Source organism: Ruminococcus sp. MCC718 (genome assembly GCF_018783905.1).
Taxonomy (GTDB): domain Bacteria; phylum Bacillota; class Clostridia; order Lachnospirales; family Lachnospiraceae; genus Hominisplanchenecus; species Hominisplanchenecus faecis.
In genome coordinates, this window is record NZ_WQNP01000131.1 from 37,767 (window position 1) to 55,577 (window position 17,811).

Consider the following 17,811-nt stretch of genomic DNA (forward strand, 5'->3'; position numbering starts at 1 on the left):
GAAGGGAACATACCATGAACAACAAGCGTCACAAACATGGCGGAGATATTTATTCAGAGGCCTGCACTCTGGATTATTCCGCAAATATCAATCCACTCGGACCGCCCTCTTCTGTAATTGAGGCGGTTTATCGGAGCATGGAACAGATTGTAAATTATCCGGATGTACAGTGCCGGAAGCTCTGCCATGCGATCGCAGAACATGAATATGTAAAAGAAGAGCAGGTGATCTGTACAAATGGTGCGTCTGAGCTGCTCTATGCTTTTGCAGCGGCCTTAAAACCGAAAAAAGCACTGCTTCTGGAGCCGGGATTTGCGGAGTATGAGGCTGCACTTTCGGCAGTCGGATGCGAGATTTTTTATTATCCTTTGGGGGAAGAGAAGGGCTATGCACTGGATCTTGCTTATCTGGAAGCACTTTCAGATGATCTGGATATGATTATTTTGTGCAATCCAAACAATCCTACCGGTGTTCTGATACAGCAGCCACTTCTGGTGCGGATCGCAGAGAAATGTGAAAAGTATGGGATACATTTTTTGCTGGATGAATGTTTCCACGAATTTCTGATGGCACCGGACAGTTACAGCATGCGAACGTTTCTGGAGCGTTTTCCGCATCTGTTTCTTGTGGATGCCTTTACGAAAATTTATGCCATACCGGGGCTGCGTCTTGGCTATGGTTTAAGTGCAGATGCAGATCTTATGGAAAAAATCCGGGATGTCATACAGCCATGGAGCGTTTCCATACCGGCACAGGAGGCAGGCATTGCGGCACTTTCGGAAGATACTTACGTACATAATACACGCTGGCTGATCCGGGAAGAACGCAAATACCTGGCAAGGGCACTGCATCTTCTGGAGATGGAGACATTTGATTCTCAGGCAAATTATCTGTTTTTCAAAGGCCCGGAAGATCTGGAAGAGCAGTGCCAAAAAAGAGGGCTTCTGATCCGCGACTGCAGCAATTACCGGGGGCTTTCAAAAGGGTATTTCCGCATTGCAGTGCGGACAAGAGAAGAGAACGATCAGCTGATTAAAATATTTCAGGATATTATCCGGGAGAAACAAAAAGAAAGTGGGGCGATATACGGATGGCGAAAGTAATCATGGTACAAGGAACGATGTCAAATGCAGGAAAAAGTCTGCTGGCAGCCGGGCTTTGCCGCATTTTTGCACAGGATGGCTACAAAGTAGCTCCTTTTAAATCACAAAATATGGCACTGAACTCCTTTATCACCGAAGAAGGTCTGGAGATGGGGCGTGCACAGGTCATGCAGGCAGAGGCAGCCGGCATCAAACCAAGTGTTTATATGAATCCGATTCTTTTAAAACCGACAAACGATGTCGGATCGCAGGTGATCGTAAACGGAGAAGTGCTTGGGACGATGAGTGCGAGAGATTATTTCCGTTATAAAAAGAAACTGGTGCCGGATATCCTGAAGGCTTTTCATAAGTTATCAGAAGAATACGATATCATTGTGATCGAAGGTGCGGGAAGTCCGGCAGAAATCAACCTGAAATCCGAGGACATTGTAAATATGGGCATGGCAAAGATGGCACATGCACCGGTGCTTCTGGTCGGAGATATTGACCGCGGCGGCGTATTTGCACAGCTGGTCGGAACGGTGGAGTTGCTTGAAAAAGAAGAGCGTGCTCGCATCAAAGGTCTTATCATCAACAAATTTCGCGGGGATAAAAGCATTCTCGATCCGGGCATTGAAATGCTGGAAGAGCGTGTGGGGATTCCGGTAGTCGGAGTTACGCCGTATCTGCACATTGAAGTGGAGGACGAGGACAGCCTGACCGAACGTTTCTGCGGGAACCAGGAAGTGGCTGCGATCGATCTTGCAGTGATCCGCCTCCCGCGGATTTCCAATTTTACCGATTTCAATCCGTTTGAAAGCATGGAGGGTGTCTCACTGCGTTATGTGACTTCCGTTTCCGAACTGAAAAATCCGGATATGATCCTGCTTCCGGGAACAAAAAATACCATGGAAGATTTAAAATGGCTGAGGCAGAGCGGACTGGAAAATGCCATCTGCAAAGCGACGGCAGAGGGAAAGATCATTTTCGGGATCTGCGGTGGTTATCAGATGCTTGGAAAAACCTTAAAAGATCCGCATGGCGTGGAGGCCGGAGGTGAGATGAAAGGCATCGGGCTTTTGGATACGGACACGGTATTTACCGAGAAAAAGACCAGGACAAGAGTAACCGGAAGATTCAAAAAGGTTGGCGGAATATTGCAAAATCTAAGTGATATGGAAATGGAAGGTTATGAAATCCATATGGGCAGCACGACATTGGGAGAACAGACAGCTGCTTTTACGGAAATCACAAGCTTTGCCGGAGAAGAGAAAGGTGCGGCAAAAGCAGATGGCGTCTGTCATGGAAATGTTTATGGAACATATGTACATGGAATTTTTGAAAAAGAAGAAGTAGTAAAAGCGATCGTAACAGCCATCGGAGAAGCCAAAGGACTGGATATGACACAGATCGCAGGCGTGGATTTTGCAAAATTCAAAGAAATCCAGTACAATATTCTTGCAGATGCACTTCGCAAACATATGGATATTTCGCGTATTTATGAAATTATGGAAGAGGGGACAGATGATGAAGATTGAACTGGAAAATGTACTTCCGCGGGAAATTGAAAAACGCAGTTTTGAACTGATCACAGAAGAACTTGGGGAGAGAACCTTTCCGGAAGAACAAGAACCGATCATCAAACGCTGCATTCATACTAGTGCAGATTTTGATTATGCAGATAATCTCTGTTTTTCCGAAGGTGTTGTTGAAAAAGCAAAAGAAGCGATCCGAAACGGAGCCTGCATTGTGACCGATACGCAGATGGCAAAATCCGGAATCAATAAGAAAAAACTGGCAGCATACGGCGGAGAAGTCTTCTGCTTTATGTCAGATGAAGATGTGGCAGAGACAGCAAAGAAAAACGGGACGACAAGAGCAACTGCCTGTATGGACAAGGCGGCAGCCATGAACAGACCGCTGATTTTTGCAATCGGCAATGCACCGACTGCCCTGATCCGGCTTTATGAGCTGATCGAAGAGAAAAAGTTAAAACCAGAACTTGTGATCGGTGTTCCGGTCGGCTTTGTCAACGTCGTACAGTCAAAAGAACTGATCATGCAGGCAGATGTGCCGTATATTGTAGCAAGAGGACGCAAAGGAGGCAGCAACATCGCAGCCTGCATCTGTAATGCACTGCTTTATAATATGTGACAGAGTCATTTGCAGACGTTTTTTAAGAAAAAAGAAAAGGAACAGGAAAACAAAATGAAGAAGCAAAGAAAAAATAACACAGAAAAAATTAAAAATCAGAAGATATCGTGGCTTGCAAAGGCTGTTTATGCAGCGGCAGCTATTCTGGCTGTGGCACCGACAGCAAATGCCATGCATATTATGGAAGGATATCTGCCTCCGGCATTTTGTATTGCATGGGGCATTGTCTGTTTGCCGTTTTTAGTATTTGGATTTCGATCGCTGAACAGGAGAGTGCAGGAAAACCGCAGATCCATTACACTGATCGCAATGGCAGGAGCTTTTGTATTTGTGCTGTCATCCCTGAAAATCCCTTCTGTGACCGGAAGCTGTTCCCATATGACAGGAACCGGTCTTGGTGCAATCCTGTTTGGACCATGTGCAGTGAGTGTACTTGGAATCATTGTTCTGATCTTCCAGGCAGTGTTGCTCGCCCATGGTGGACTGACAACACTTGGAGCAAACTGTTTTTCCATGGCGATTGCAGGTCCGATCCTGTCCTGGCTGATTTATAAGGGACTTTCAAAAACCAGGATCAACCGCCGTATCACGGTTTTTCTTGCCGCATCACTTGGAGATCTGTTTACCTATTGCGTAACCAGTGTGCAGCTTGCACTTGCCTATCCGTCTGCACAGGGTGGGGTAACAGCATCTGCTGTAAAATTTCTCGGTATATTTGCACCGACACAGCTTCCGCTGGCAGTGATCGAAGGAATTCTTACCGTTGTTGTTGTGATCGCACTGGAGAGTTTTGCAAAAAGTGAACTAAAAGCGATTGATTTTGAGATCGAGGAGGAAAAAGAATGAGTGCGAAGAATAAAAAAACAATCCTTCTTCTGTTAGTTGTAGCTGTGCTGCTCGCAGTTGTTCCGTTCTTTGCAAAAAAAGGAGCAGAATTTGGCGGTTCCGATGATGCGGGCAGTGTTATGGTAGAAGAAATCAAAGGAGAAGCTTATGAACCATGGTTTACTCCGGTTATAGAAAGTCTTACAGGAAGTGAACTGCCTGGAGAAATTGAAAGTCTGATCTTCTGTGTACAGACCGGGATCGGAGTTGGTGTGATCGCATTTCTGATGGGAAGATTTTATGAACGGAAAAAATGGGAAGATAAAGAGGAAGAAAAAAAATAAGAAAACAAAACTGCCGTACGGATTCAAACTGTGCGGCAGTTTTTATTAAAAAGAATTTCTCTGTGCAAGATATGTATGAAATTCTGAAAAATCCCTGGGATAAAAAGATCCTTTCGGAAAAAATCCATGTGCAGCCAGATCTTCGCAGACATCCAGCAAAAGCGGGCGTTTCAGATTAGCCTGTTTTAAGACGGAAATATTCTTAAAAACTTCAAGCGGCGTGCCGTCGGCAAGTATGCGGCCGTTGTCAAAAACAAGAATACGGTCTGCAAAGCGGTAGGCAAAATCCACGTCGTGCGTGGAGAGCAGAAGTGTCTTTCCTTCCCGGCTTAACTTTTCAAGGACTTCTTCAAGCATGGCAGCATTCAGAGGATCTAAAGATGCAGTTGGTTCATCAAAAATAATAATTTCGGATTTCATGGCAATAATGTCTGCAATCGATACCCGTTTTTTCTCACCTCCGCTCAGATAATGGGGAGGGCGGTCTTTAAATTGTGAGATGTTCATATAATTTAACGCAGTATTTACACGTTCTTCGACTTCCGAACGAGGCAACTTCAGGTTCATAGGACCAAAAGAGACTTCAGCAAGAACGGAAGAAGCAATGATCTGATTATCGGCATCCTGAAAGACAATACCGATATGCTGACGCAGTTTTTTCAGTGTTTTTCTGGTGATTTTTGTACCGCGGTATGAAATTTCGCCTTCGGCTGGAGTGAGCACTCCGTTCAGGTTCAGAAAAAATGTAGATTTTCCGGCTCCGTTGGAACCAAGTATGGCGATACGCTCACCTGCAAAGACAGAAAGACTGATCCCATCTAAAACCGTATGGTGTTCGTCATACGCAAAATGCAGATTTTTTACTTCAAGAATGGATTCTTTCATATTATCTCCTATCTTAAATTCATCTTATGAAAAGCCAAAGAACAACAAGAAACAGAAAAAAGGTTCCGGAAGCTATGATGTACGGAAGGGGCAGTTTCTTTTTCTCTTCCAGAAAACAAAGTGTTCCATCATAGCAGCGTGCTTCCATTGCATCATAATAGGCATTCGCTTTTTTCAGTGCAACGATAAAAAGATTGGCTGCAATCTGCCCGAAAGAATAACAGGAGGTTCTGAAATCGCAGAATCCAAGCCTTGCTTCCGCGGAAATCTGCATATTATGTTGTACCTCCAGCAGAATAAAAATGTAGCGGTAGATCATATGCATCAGTTCTGTAAAAAGAGAAGGGCAGTGAATCTTATGGAGAACCGAGAAAAGTTCGTGTGACGGTGTGGAAAGTGTCATTAGGAACATGCAGCTTACAGCACCGAACACTTTCAGCATCAAAAAAAACGCTTTCAGAATGCCGGCATACGTGACACAAAGGTAACAAAAAAACAGATTCAGGTAAAAATCGCCAGTCGGCTGTAAAGAGAGATCGACAGCGATGGCGATGCCGCCAAGTAGCACAAAAAAAACGGGAATCCCGAGCACGGAAAGATAATCATGCAAAGGAATACCGCCAAGAAAAACCGTGACGGAAGCAGCAAATAAGATCAACAAAACAGAGATAACAGGATGGTCTGCAAAAATACAGAACAGAAGCAGAAGCATGGAAAATCCGGCTTTGAATCCCGCACTGATATGCCGAAGCCTGGAATTACAGGCATAAGAATCAATAGCAATACCTCCGGTGTTATGATGATGCATATGCATAAAAAACTCCTTTACTGTGCTTCGCGGATATGCCGCAGGAAAATTTGGCGGATTCCTTCGTATTCACCAAGACCTTTTAAATGACAGAGAACCGGATAACCGGCCTGCTCAAACTGGGATTTCCAGGAATCAGCATCGTCTCCTGCCAGGTCATTGTGTGCATGGTCACCGGCAACGATCATAAACGGAGCCAGATGGACGCGGGACGGCTTCAGACTGCCGACCAGACGCAGCAGGGAGTCCATGGACGGGTAAGCTTCTACAGTTCCCATAAAAAGATTGTAGTAACCAAGATCTTTAAAGGTGTAATCCAGTGCTGCATAGATCGCATTGGCATAATGCGGTGTTCCATGTCCCATGAAAACAAGTGCCTCGTCTTTTGGGATGTCGCCAAAAGCATCAGTCAGAACCTTGACGACTTCACGGCTGTCCTGCTCGGAAGTAAGCAGCGGGACACCGAAAGTGATCCTGGAAAAGGAATCTGAAAAAGCGAGAACATCCTCTTTCATAAGATCATTCTCAATGCCGTTGATCACATGGGTTGGCTGAACTGTCACATCGGTAATGCCGTCACGCTGCATGCGTTCCATGGCTTCTCGTACGTTATCGATGTGTATACCGTCACGCTGTTTCAGCTTTTTAAGGATCATTTTGCTGGTCCAGGCACGGTAAATATGGTGATGAGGAAATGTCTGTGCGATATCCTGTTCAATACAGTCAATGGTTTTTTCTCTTGTATCGTGATAACTGGTGCCAAAGCTTACAACGAGGATAGCTTTGGTTGTTGATTGATTCGTACACATAAATCTGATAAATCCTTTCTTTTTGAGCATAGCAGAAAAGTTTTCTGAGACTGTGCAGTAACTGCAGATCAAAAAACGAAATCGTATGAGTAAAAGAAGTGTAACATCCGCTATCTCAAAAGTCAATTCCGGAAGTAGATTTTTGTCGGGAATTGTGCTATGATTGACAGGATATTTACAGAATCTATTTTTCAAAGGAAGAACGTTATGGCAATACAAATGATAGGGATCGATCACAGCGTAGCTGCGATTGATATCCGGACGATTTTTTCATTTACCCAAAAAAAGACAGTGGAAGCATTGGAGATCATAAAACAGGAAAAAGGAATCTGTGGCTGTGTCCTGTTATCGACCTGTAACCGTATGGAACTCTGGGTCAGCACGGAAGAGGGGTGTGTGATCGCCCTTTATGAACTTCTGTGTAAGATACGGGCAATCCATAACGATGAGTATCAGAAATATTTTACGGAGCGAAAAGAAGAAGATGCCGTGCAGCATCTGTTCCGTCTTGCCTGCGGACTGGAATCCAGGATCTTAGGAGAAGATCAGATTCTGACACAGGTAAAGGGAGCACTTGTGACGGCAAGAGAGCATTATGCGGCGGACAATGTGCTGGAAGTGTTGTTTCGCATGGCGGTGACTGCCGGCAAGAAAGTGCGGACAAATGTGACGTTTTCCGCAGGCAATCATTCGGTGATCCACCGGGCACTTCAGACACTTCGACAGGAAGGTCTGGAAGTAAAAGGCAAAAAATGTATGGTCATCGGAAACGGGGAGATGGGAAAACTTGCCGCAACCGTTCTGCAGCAGGAAGGCGCGGATGTGACCGTTACCGTGCGTCAGTACCGCAGCGGTGTCGTGCAGATTCCGCAGGGATGCAGGCGTATTGACTATGGAAAACGCATGGGTCTGATCAGTTCCTGTGATTTTGTAGTCAGTGCCACGGCAAGCCCGAATTATACGCTCACAAAAGAAGGACTTCAGGCAGTTGATCTGGATCATGAACTGATCCTTGTAGATCTGGCAGTGCCGCGTGATATTGATCCGGAGGTGCAGAAACTGATGTACATCCGTTTTTATGATATCGACTATTTCAAAGTCGATGTTTTGAGCGAGAAAATGAAGGCTGGAATCAGAGAGGCAGAATCCATTCTGAAAGAGCAGATGGAAGAATTTTGCAACTGGTATCGATGCCTTGATGTGATACCGCGTATCGGAAAGATCAAAGAAGAAGTTGCGACAGACCTGGATCTGCGTCTGTATAAAATCCTGCATCAGCTTCCAATGGAAGTATCTGAAAAAGAAACACTGGAAAAACAGATCCATCGAGCGGCACAGAAAGTGACCAACAAAATGCTTTTTGAACTGCGGGGACGGATCAGCGATGCAGCATTTCGGGAGTGCATAGATGGACTGGAAGAGATTTATGCGTGCCAGGTTTCAAATGCGTTTGACTTTAATGAAAAAGGAGAATAAAAATATGACAGAGCATAACATTGTCATAGGAAGCAGAGGAAGCCGTCTGGCGGTGATCCAAAGCGAGATGGTCCAGGATTTTATCAGAGAGAAGAAACCGGGATGTCAGGTAGAAATTCTGACCATGAAAACGACCGGTGACAAAATCCTGGATCGCACGCTGGAGAAAATCGGCGGCAAAGGTCTGTTTGTGAAGGAACTGGATAAAGCACTTCGAGATGGATGCAGCGATCTTTCCGTACACAGTCTGAAAGATATGCCGATGGAACTTTCCGAAGAGCTGCCGCTGCTTGCATTTTCCAAAAGAGAGGATCCAAGAGATGTGTTGGTGCTTCCGGAAGGCGCAGAAAAATGGGACAGAACGCTTCCGGTCGGATGTTCCAGCCAGAGACGGATGCTGCAGCTTAAAGAGCTGTATCCGGATGTAATTTTTCTTCCGGTGAGAGGAAATATCCAGACCAGGCTGCAGAAACTTCAGTCAGGAGCATACGGAGCACTGATCCTGGCAGCAGCAGGTTTAAAGAGGCTTGGCCTGGAAAACCGCATTTATCGCTATTTTGAGCCGGATGAGATCATTCCGGCAGCAGGGCAGGGGATTCTGGCGGTTCAGGGAAGAAAAGGAGAAGATTATGCTTTTCTGAAAGCCTATAACGATCCGGCGGCACAGACAGCACAGGCAGCAGAGAGGGCTTTTGTAAAATATTTAAATGGCGGGTGCAGTTCACCGATCGCTGCCTATGCAGAAATGAAAAACGGAAAACTTCTGCTACGTGGCCTGTATTACCAGGAAGCAACCGGAATATATAAAAAAGGTCAGATCGAAGGAAATCCGGAAGATGCCGAAACAATGGGCATGTTGCTCGCAGAAGGGCTGAAAAAAGAATGTCATGCACAAAGCTGCACTGCTGTAAAAGAAGATGATATAAAACCGGGAAAAGTCTGGCTGGTAGGAGCAGGTCCTTCCGATCCGGGGTTGTTTACGTTGAAAGGAAAGCGTGTGCTTCAGAAGGCAGAAGTTGTTGTTTATGATGCACTGGCAGGTCAGGCTATTTTAAGTATGATCCCAGAGGATGCCGAAAAGATCAATGTCGGCAAGCGGGCAAGCCATCATCTGATGCCGCAGGAAGAGATCAACAAAATCCTTGTGAAAAAAGCACTGGAAGGCAAGAGGGTTGTGCGGTTAAAAGGCGGCGATCCGTTTCTGTTTGGCAGAGGCGGGGAGGAACTGGAGCTTTTAAAGGCTCATCAGATACCGTATGAAGTCGTACCGGGTGTGACTTCTGCGATTGCAGTCCCTGCCTACAACGGGATTCCGGTCACGCACCGGGATTTCTGCTCTTCGGTACATATCATTACCGGGCATAAGAAAAAAGGCGATACCTATGATATTGATTTTGAGGCACTGGTAAGGACAAAGGGAACTCTGGTTTTTCTGATGGGAGTGACGGCACTTGCAGATATCTGCGATGGACTTTTAAAGGCGGGTATGCGTGCAGATATGCCTGCTGCCATTTTACAGCAGGGAACCACGGCAGGACAGAAACGGATCAGTGCAACCGTTTCAACACTGCCGGAAGAGGTACAAAAACAAGGGATTCAGACACCGGCCATCATCGTGGTTGGCGAAGTATGTGCTCTGGCCGATAGATTTGCATGGCATGAAGCACTGCCGCTTGCAGGACGTAAAATCCTGGTCACAAGACCAAAAGAACTGATTTCCCAAATGGCGGAAAAGCTTCGAAGAGAAGGGGCAGAAGTGCTGGAACTTCCGGCGATCAAAACAGAAGCGATTTCAGAAAATCAAAAACTGAAGCAAAGTATGGAAGCTATTCAAAGTTATGACTGGATCGTATTTACCAGCCCGACCGGAGTGAGAGTCTTTTTTGAAAAACTGGCAGAACATGAAGCGGATATCCGCAAACTTGCGGCGGCGAAATTTGCTGTTATAGGAAGCGGTTCTGAAAAGGAACTGAAAAAGCATGGTATTCTGGCAGATTTAAAACCGGAAATTTTTGACGGAGAACATCTGGGATCCAGCCTTGCCCGGGCCTGCACGGGGGGAGAGCGGATTTTGATACCGCGGGCAGAGACTGCAAATCAGGAACTGATACTGGAACTTCAGAAAGTACCGGATGTGCAGATCGATGATGTTCCAACCTACCGCACTCTGTACGAAAGCTCAGAACTGATCGATCAAAAGGCAGAATTTGAACAGGGAAAGATTGATTTTGCGGTCTTTACCAGTGCATCGACCGTGCGAGGGTTCGCACAGGCAGCCAAAGGGCTTGATTTTTCCCTTGTCCGGGCAGTATGCATCGGAAAACAGACGAAGCAGGCAGCAGATGAGCTTGGAATGCAGAGTTGGATGTCTGAAAAAGCAACGATGGACAGCGTTCTGGATAAAGTAAAAGAGCTGTGCCGGAAGCAGCTTTAAATGTAGGAGGTAACAAAAGATGGATATGACAATCCGACCAAGAAGATTAAGAGGAAACGATACACTCAGAAGAATGGTGAGAGAGACGAGAATGGATAAGTCTTCCCTGATCTATCCGATGTTTGTAAAAGAAGGGAACGACATCCGGGAGGAGATCCCGTCCATGGACGGACAGTACCGTTACAGTGTGGACTGCATGGGATTTGAACTGGAGCGGCTGTTAAATGCCGGTGTGAAAAATGTGATGTTTTTTGGCATCCCGGATCAGAAAGACGAAGTGGGAAGCGGAGCCTACAACGAAAATGGCATTGTGCAGAGAGCACTTCGGGAAGCAAAAGAAAAATTCCCGGAACTGTATCTGATCACGGACGTTTGTATGTGCGAGTACACATCACACGGACACTGTGGCATGTTGTGCGGACACGATGTGGACAATGATAGGACGCTGGATCTGCTTGCAAAGACCGCTCTTTCTCATGTGGAAGCCGGAGCAGATATGGTAGCACCATCCGATATGATGGACGGCCGTGTGCGTGCGATCCGTACGATGCTCGATCAGGCGGGACATACAGGCACACCGATCATGTCTTATGCCGTGAAATATGCATCCGCCTTTTATGGTCCATTCCGTGAAGCGGCAGGTTCTGCTCCGTCTTTTGGTGATCGCAAAACATATCAGATGGATTTTCATAATAAAAGAGAAGGCATCAAAGAGGCTCTGCTCGATGTCGAAGAGGGAGCGGATATCATTATGGTAAAACCGGCGATGGCTTATCAGGATGTGATCACAGAAGTGCGAAAAGTGGTCAACACACCGGTTGCAGCCTACAGCGTCAGCGGAGAATATGCTATGGTAAAAGCAGGAGCCAAACTAGGCTATATTGATGAAGAACGGATCGTCGGTGAGATGGCAGTCGGTGCTTACCGTGCCGGAGCCGATATTTATCTCACCTATTTTGCAAAAGAGATTGCAAAAATGATGGATGAAGGGAAGATTGGATGATGACAAGATCAGAAGAACTTTTTAAAAAAGCAGTTACTTTGATGCCGGGTGGCGTGAACAGCCCGGTGCGTGCTTTTGGAAGTGTTGGCAGCACGCCGCGTTTTATTGAACAGGCAGACGGTGTTTATATGACAGATGTCGATGGAAACAAATATCTGGATTTTATCGGTTCCTGGGGACCGATGATCCTCGGACACAACCATCCGGCGATCAAAGAAGCCGTGATCAAAGCATGTGAAAAAGGACTGAGTTTTGGAGCCGCCACTGAAAAAGAAGTAGAGATGGCAGAGCTGATGACAGATGTGATCCCGTCACTTGAAATGGTGCGTATGGTCAATTCCGGAACAGAAGCCGTGATGAGTGCCATCCGTGCAGCCAGAGGTTATACAAGAAGGGATAAGATCGTAAAATTTACCGGATGCTATCATGGACATTCCGATGCACTTCTGGTAAAAGCAGGTTCCGGAGTTATGACAGCCGGAATCCCGGACAGTGCCGGTGTACCGGCGGGATGTACACAGGATACGTTATCTGCCATTTACAATGATCTGGCAAGCGTAGAGGCACTGTTTGCCGAATATCCAAAGGAAATCGCTGCCGTGATCGTAGAGCCGGTGGCAGCCAATATGGGCGTTGTTCCGCCGAAAAAGGGATTTCTGGAAGGACTTCGAAAATTCTGTAGCGAGCATGGAAGCGTTCTGATCTTCGATGAAGTGATCACCGGATTCCGACTTGGACTTCAGGGTGCACAGGGTTATTTTGGTATCGATGCCGATCTTGTGACATACGGCAAGATCATCGGAGCCGGCATGCCGGTCGGAGCTTACGGAGGAAAACGCGAGATCATGGAGATGGTCTCACCGGTCGGAGCGGTTTATCAGGCAGGAACCTTAAGCGGCAATCCGGTTGCCATGGCAGCAGGCATTGCACAGCTTACCATTTTGAAAAACAATCCGCAGATTTATGAAGAACTCAATCAGAAAAGCGATACTTTCTTTGAAACCATGAAAGAAAATGTCAGAAAGAGCGGACATGCATGGCAGGTAAACCATGTCGGCTCAATCGGTTCCCTGTTTTTCACAGAACAGCAGGTTGTTGACTATGCTTCCGCCAAAACCTCAGATACTGCTGAGTATGCACGGTATTTTAAATATATGCTGGACAATGGAATCCATCTTGCACCGGCACAGTTTGAAGCCATGTTTGTGTCAGCGGCACATACGGAAGAAAATCTGGCTTATGCACTGCAGAAGGCGGAGAATTTCTTAATGTGCAAGTGAACGACAGGCGAGCGAACCGAACAGGAAACCTTCAACTGTATAAAACAGAATGGAAAAAGTACTCGGCCAGGATTGGCAATATTTTTGACGAAGGTGAGTTATAAGTGAGCAGGAAAAAGTTTATGAAAGGATGAAAGATTATGGAACCAAAGAGACTTTACAAATCAAAAACGAACAGGGTAATATGTGGCGTATGCGGCGGTATCGGCGAATATTTTGGTATTGACCCGACAATCGTGCGTCTTCTGTGTGTATTACTTGGCTGCACCAGTACTGGAGTGATCCTGTATATCATTGCAGCGATCATCATGCCGGAAGAGTACTAAAAGCAGCATCTGCTCCCTGGCAGATCCCTTTTGTAAGATTTATGAATAGTAAATGAAAAATCAGGCCATACTCCAGAAAAGAAAGGGGTATGGTCTATATGTCTAAGAAAAAAGAAAAAATTGATTTAAATAATCTGGCACCGGAAGAAGAATTAAAATATGAGATCGCAAAAGAACTGGGACTTCTCGATAAAGTAATGGAGCAGGGCTGGAAGGCGTTGACTGCAAAGGAAACCGGCCGCATCGGAGGCCTTATGACACGAAGACGGCGTGAAGAGAAAAAGTCCGGTGCTTAAGCGGTTTTTCAAGTCGAACGCACGTGAGACTTGGCACGCGATTCTGGTCAGCTTTGCTGACATTTACCCAACAGAATCGCTGTGCATCCTCGCGGAGCGTTTATCTTAGTCGGAGATTGCACTCCCACTAAGACAAATTTGTTGCTCGTCCTTATAGAAGTGGGAGTCTTCTCCGACTAAGATAAATCTGTTTCGGATGCCATGACAGAAGAAAGGAAACCATATGAAGTCTGTGGTGGAGGATATCAAAAAAGGAAGCTTTAAGCCGGTATATCTCTTCTATGGAGAAGAAGCCTATCTGAAGCAGCAATACAAAAATCGCTTAAAAAATGCAGTTCTTCCGGAAGGGGATACTATTAACCTGAGCATTTACAGCGGAAAAGGCATCGATGTAAAAGAAATGATCGCGCAGGCGGATACCATGCCGTTCTTTGCAGAACATCGCCTGCTTCTGATCGAGGACAGCGGATTTTTTAAGAACGCTAATCAGCAGCTGGCAGAATACATCCCGTCCATACCAGAGGAAACCATCATGCTGTTTGTGGAAAGTGAAGTAGACAAAAGAGGTAAGCTCTATAAAGCAGTCAGCAAAAAAGGCAGTGTGGTTGAGTTTACGGCACAGAACGAACAGACGCTGACCAGATGGATACTTGGTATACTGAAAACAGAGGGAAAAATGATCACTTCCGGTGCGATGAAACAGTTTCTGGAAAAAACGGGGACGGATATGGAGCGGATACGCCAGGAACTGGAAAAACTGATCTGTTACTGTATGGAGAAAGAATCCATTACTGAAGAAGATGTCGCAGTGATCTGCAGTGAGCAGACGGAAAATAAAATTTTCGATATGATCAATGCGATGGCAGAGAAAAAGCAGAAGAAAGCTATGGAGCTTTACTATGATCTGCTGGCATTAAAAGAACCGCCGATGCGTATTCTCTATCTGATCACACGCCAGTTTAATCTTCTGATGCAGGTAAAAGAGCTTTCCGAGGAAGGATACAGTGCAAAAACGATTTCGGAGCGTCTGAAAATGGCAGGATTTATTGTGCGGAACTGTCTGCGACAGGCAGAATACTTTTCACTGAAAACCTTAAAAGAAGCTCTGCAGGACTGCGTCAGGATGGAAGAGGCAGTCAAAACAGGGCGTATGAACGATGTGATGAGCGTGGAGCTTCTGCTTGTCAAATATTCGAGTTGATAAGAGTGTTTTTGCCTTCAAAATAAAAAACCCATCAGGCTGACGGTACCTGATGGGTTATATATTTATAAAAATTGGTTTAATTTAAGCTGTTTACAGCTTTTGCTAAACGAGAAACTTTTCTAGCAGCGTTATTTTTGTGATAAACGCCTTTCGATGCAGCTTTGTTGATGATAGCTGTAGCAGCACCCAGTGCATTTACTGCAGTTTCTTTATCTTTGTTAACAACTGCAACCTCTACTTTTTTGATAGCAGTTTTAACAGCAGATCTGATTGATTTATTACGCTCAGCTTTTGTTCTGTTAACCAGGATTCTTTTCTTTGCGGATTTGATGTTAGCCAATCTGTACACCTCCAATTTTTTATTCTAATTTTTCTATAAAATGATATGATTTCTGTTACATTAAAGCCGGACACGGACGTTCTAATGAACATACTTCAAACATACTCTCATAGTCTAAACCAAAGCCTGCCAAATGTCAATATCAAATTTTGAAAAAATATGGAATATTTCTATAAGAATTACAGACACTGATAAAAGCAGATCAGATGGAAACAAAATCAGGCAAAAAAAACGAAACAGCAGGAGGGAACAGAGCATGTTTGGAAGATTTCGTATCAGAACAGACCTCGCACTGGAAGCAAGAGAAAGTTTTGAAGAAGATGACGTAAAAATTCGGGGTGTGCGGATTGAAGAGGAGGATGATGAAGAACTGGAGATCCATACGACCAGGGTGATGATCGAGACAGAAAACGGGGCAAAAACGATGGGGAAACCGGTCGGGACATATATTACCATGGAAGCCCCGAATATGTCGGCACCGGATGAGGATTATCACCGGGAAATATCGCAGAAACTGGCAGAACATCTGAAAAGTCTGATGGGAGAAGAGGAAAAATCGGTGCTGATCGTCGGACTTGGAAACCGGGATGTGACACCGGATGCACTCGGACCTTATGTGGTTGGCAACATCTGCATCACCAGGCATATGATCCGGGAATTCGGGGCAGCTTCGCTTGGGGAAGAACAGCGAAATCCGGTCAGCGGCATCGTTCCGGGCGTGATGGCTCAGACAGGCATGGAGACGCTGGAGATCATCAGAGGCGTGGTAAAGGAAACGCATCCCGACCTGATCATTGCAGTGGATGCTCTGGCAGCCCGCAGTACACGCAGGCTGAATCGTACGATCCAGATCACAGATACCGGGATCAATCCGGGTTCCGGTGTCGGAAATCACAGAAATGGTTTAAATAAACAGGTTCTTGGCATTCCGGTCATTGCCATCGGCGTGCCCACTGTTGTAGATGCGGCAACCATTGTCAATGATACGATGGAGAGTCTGATTCATGCCCTTGATATGGAAGATTATGCACAGAAATATCAGCTGATCAAAGAAAGGATTCCATCACATTTAAATACGATGTTTGTGACGCCAAAGGATATTGATGAGACGGTGAAACGTCTGAGCTATACGATTTCAGAAGGGCTCAATCTTGCCCTTCAGCTTGCATAATGAAAAAAAACACCTCATATATTGCAATGAATGAGGTGAGGGCATGAAGCGTTTTAAAAACTGGATACACGGAAGTCTGTGGGCAGTCATTTTCGGCCTGGGGCTTTATGTTCTGGTGAAGGGTGTGTCGATCGCAGGTGGGGGCAAAAATTTGACAAGGAAAACAGCACAGCTCTATGCACCGGTATTTACACTTGCACCAGTGAAAGGTACAGAGAATCAAAGCTGGCTTTCCCTGCTTACAAAAGAAGTCGTTCCGCTTCTGACTTACTGGGAGAGCAAGGAGTCCTATTTCTTATCAGAAGAGCCGCAGCTGACAGTACGGGAAGAAACAGAAAAAAATCCGGAAAGTGAAAAAACACAGGAAACGCAAAAGTCTTCAGAAGTACAGAACACACAGGATCAGATGCCGCAGAAGGCAGAAGCAGAATCCATGGAGGAGACAGAAAAAACGGTCATTCAAAAAGCAGTAAAAAAGAAAAAGAGAAAGAAAAACAAAAAAGCACAGACCGAAGAAACAAAAGAACAGCAGGAAACGGTAAATATGGAAGAACTTCAGGATTTCCAGACGCTGGTCGGAAATTATTATACCGTAGATGCATCTACGACAGCGGATCCGGAGCAGATCAATGCAGAGAAACTTGCAGGTCAGGATCTTCGCATAAAAAAAGATGCATCTGTGCCGCAGATTCTGATCTATCATACCCATTCGCAGGAAGCATTTGCAGATTCGGAAGAAGGAAATATTTCTGATACGATTGTGGGCATGGGAAATTATCTGACAGAGCTGCTGGAAAACAAGTATGGATATAATGTAATCCATAATACAAGCGTATTTGACATGATAGACGGTGTGTTGGATCGCAACACGGCATACAATCTGGCGGAGACTGAGATCAGCAGCATTCTTGCGGCCAATCCAACGGTTGAGGTGGTGATCGACCTGCACCGGGATGGGCTGGATGGGGAGAAGCTGGTCACGCAGATCGATGGCAAACAGGTGGCGAAGATCATGTTTTTTAACGGGCTGAGCCGGACTGCGAGAAACGGAAACGTTGACTATCTGCCTAATCCGTATATTGAAGAGAATCTGGCGTTTTCCTTTCAGCTTCAGATCAAAGCACAGGAATATTATCCGGGGTTCACCAGACATATTTATCTTCAGAGTCTTCGCTACAATCTGCATCTGAAGCCGCGGGCACTGTTGATCGAGGCGGGCAGCCAGCTGAACACCGTAGAAGAAGAGAAAAATGCCATGGAGCCGTTGGCAGATATCCTGGACAGGGTGCTTGCCGGCAGATAGCAGAAAAAGATTGCCAGACAAAGACAATATGTGCTAAAATGCCACTTAGAATGCAAGTTTAGGAATAAGGA

18 protein-coding genes are annotated in these 17,811 nt (G+C 45.6%); 14 read left to right on the top strand and 4 right to left on the bottom strand.

What is annotated here, in order from left to right:
- Positions 1-14 precede the first annotated feature (14 nt).
- From GPK60_RS11155 to GPK60_RS11175, 5 genes are read left to right on the top strand one after another with little or no spacing between them, the layout of a single operon-like run.
- Positions 15-1,103, top strand: coding sequence for a threonine-phosphate decarboxylase (locus tag GPK60_RS11155; protein ID WP_147632597.1), 1,089 nt, complete (start codon positions 15-17; stop codon positions 1,101-1,103).
- Positions 1,091-2,620: a cobyric acid synthase gene (locus tag GPK60_RS11160; protein ID WP_022119097.1), complete on the top strand. Its 1,530-nt coding sequence runs from the start codon at positions 1,091-1,093 to the stop codon at positions 2,618-2,620. Before GPK60_RS11155 ends, GPK60_RS11160 begins: the two co-directional genes overlap by 13 nt.
- Positions 2,610-3,236, top strand: coding sequence for a precorrin-8X methylmutase (locus GPK60_RS11165; RefSeq protein ID WP_173866126.1), 627 nt, complete (start codon positions 2,610-2,612; stop codon positions 3,234-3,236). Before GPK60_RS11160 ends, GPK60_RS11165 begins: the two co-directional genes overlap by 11 nt.
- 54 nt (positions 3,237-3,290) lie before the next feature.
- Entirely contained in the window at positions 3,291-4,082 is a 792-nt protein-coding gene (locus GPK60_RS11170; protein WP_215660103.1) for an energy-coupling factor ABC transporter permease, read from the top strand.
- The gene (locus GPK60_RS11175) at positions 4,079-4,405 is read left to right on the top strand and encodes an energy-coupling factor ABC transporter substrate-binding protein (protein ID WP_173896578.1); all 327 of its coding nucleotides are present in this window, start codon (positions 4,079-4,081) and stop codon (positions 4,403-4,405) included. Before GPK60_RS11170 ends, GPK60_RS11175 begins: the two co-directional genes overlap by 4 nt.
- A 45-nt stretch (positions 4,406-4,450) precedes the next feature.
- On the opposite strand, the gene GPK60_RS11180 is transcribed toward GPK60_RS11175, so the two are convergent.
- From GPK60_RS11180 to GPK60_RS11190, 3 genes are read right to left on the bottom strand one after another with little or no spacing between them, the layout of a single operon-like run.
- Entirely contained in the window at positions 4,451-5,290 is an 840-nt protein-coding gene (locus GPK60_RS11180) for an energy-coupling factor ABC transporter ATP-binding protein (protein WP_215660105.1), read from the bottom strand.
- Between the two features lie 19 nt (positions 5,291-5,309).
- On the bottom strand, positions 5,310-6,104 hold the full coding sequence (gene cbiQ, locus GPK60_RS11185) for a cobalt ECF transporter T component CbiQ (RefSeq protein WP_022119092.1): 795 nt from the start codon (positions 6,102-6,104) through the stop codon (positions 5,310-5,312).
- An 11-nt stretch (positions 6,105-6,115) separates the two neighbouring features.
- The gene (locus GPK60_RS11190; RefSeq protein ID WP_215660108.1) at positions 6,116-6,907 is read right to left on the bottom strand and encodes a sirohydrochlorin cobaltochelatase; all 792 of its coding nucleotides are present in this window, start codon (positions 6,905-6,907) and stop codon (positions 6,116-6,118) included.
- 207 nt (positions 6,908-7,114) lie between these two features.
- On the opposite strand from GPK60_RS11190, the gene hemA reads away from it, so the two are divergent.
- The 7 genes from hemA (at position 7,115) to holA (ending at position 14,923) form a co-directional block, all read left to right on the top strand.
- Positions 7,115-8,383 carry a glutamyl-tRNA reductase gene (hemA, locus tag GPK60_RS11195; RefSeq protein WP_215660111.1) on the top strand — a complete coding sequence of 423 codons (1,269 nt, stop codon included), beginning with the start codon at positions 7,115-7,117 and terminating at the stop codon, positions 8,381-8,383.
- A 4-nt stretch (positions 8,384-8,387) separates the two neighbouring features.
- Complete coding sequence (gene cobA / locus GPK60_RS15705) at positions 8,388-10,817, top strand: uroporphyrinogen-III C-methyltransferase (RefSeq protein ID WP_215660114.1); 2,430 nt, start codon at positions 8,388-8,390, stop codon at positions 10,815-10,817.
- A gap of 19 nt (positions 10,818-10,836) precedes the next feature.
- Positions 10,837-11,820: a porphobilinogen synthase gene (gene hemB, locus GPK60_RS11205; RefSeq protein WP_215660117.1), complete on the top strand. Its 984-nt coding sequence runs from the start codon at positions 10,837-10,839 to the stop codon at positions 11,818-11,820.
- Positions 11,820-13,100 carry a glutamate-1-semialdehyde 2,1-aminomutase gene (gene hemL, locus GPK60_RS11210; protein ID WP_147631677.1) on the top strand — a complete coding sequence of 427 codons (1,281 nt, stop codon included), beginning with the start codon at positions 11,820-11,822 and terminating at the stop codon, positions 13,098-13,100. Before hemB ends, hemL begins: the two co-directional genes overlap by 1 nt.
- 140 nt (positions 13,101-13,240) lie before the next feature.
- Positions 13,241-13,426, top strand: coding sequence for a PspC domain-containing protein (locus tag GPK60_RS11215; protein ID WP_147631645.1), 186 nt, complete (start codon positions 13,241-13,243; stop codon positions 13,424-13,426).
- 98 nt (positions 13,427-13,524) lie between these two features.
- A complete protein-coding gene (locus GPK60_RS11220) occupies positions 13,525-13,722 on the top strand; it encodes a small, acid-soluble spore protein, alpha/beta type (protein ID WP_147631644.1) in 198 nt (65 codons plus the stop codon).
- Between the two features lie 223 nt (positions 13,723-13,945).
- Positions 13,946-14,923 (top strand): DNA polymerase III subunit delta, encoded by a 978-nt coding sequence (gene holA, locus GPK60_RS11225; RefSeq protein ID WP_147631643.1) that lies wholly within the window; start codon positions 13,946-13,948, stop codon positions 14,921-14,923.
- 79 nt (positions 14,924-15,002) lie between these two features.
- On the opposite strand, the gene rpsT is transcribed toward holA, so the two are convergent.
- Complete coding sequence (rpsT, locus tag GPK60_RS11230; protein WP_022118840.1) at positions 15,003-15,266, bottom strand: 30S ribosomal protein S20; 264 nt, start codon at positions 15,264-15,266, stop codon at positions 15,003-15,005.
- A gap of 256 nt (positions 15,267-15,522) precedes the next feature.
- Between rpsT and gpr the strand changes: the two genes are divergently transcribed.
- A complete protein-coding gene (gpr, locus tag GPK60_RS11235) occupies positions 15,523-16,437 on the top strand; it encodes a GPR endopeptidase (RefSeq protein ID WP_215660120.1) in 915 nt (304 codons plus the stop codon).
- A gap of 43 nt (positions 16,438-16,480) precedes the next feature.
- Positions 16,481-17,740, top strand: coding sequence for a stage II sporulation protein P (locus tag GPK60_RS11240; protein ID WP_022118842.1), 1,260 nt, complete (start codon positions 16,481-16,483; stop codon positions 17,738-17,740).
- Positions 17,741-17,811: the final 71 nt, after the last annotated feature.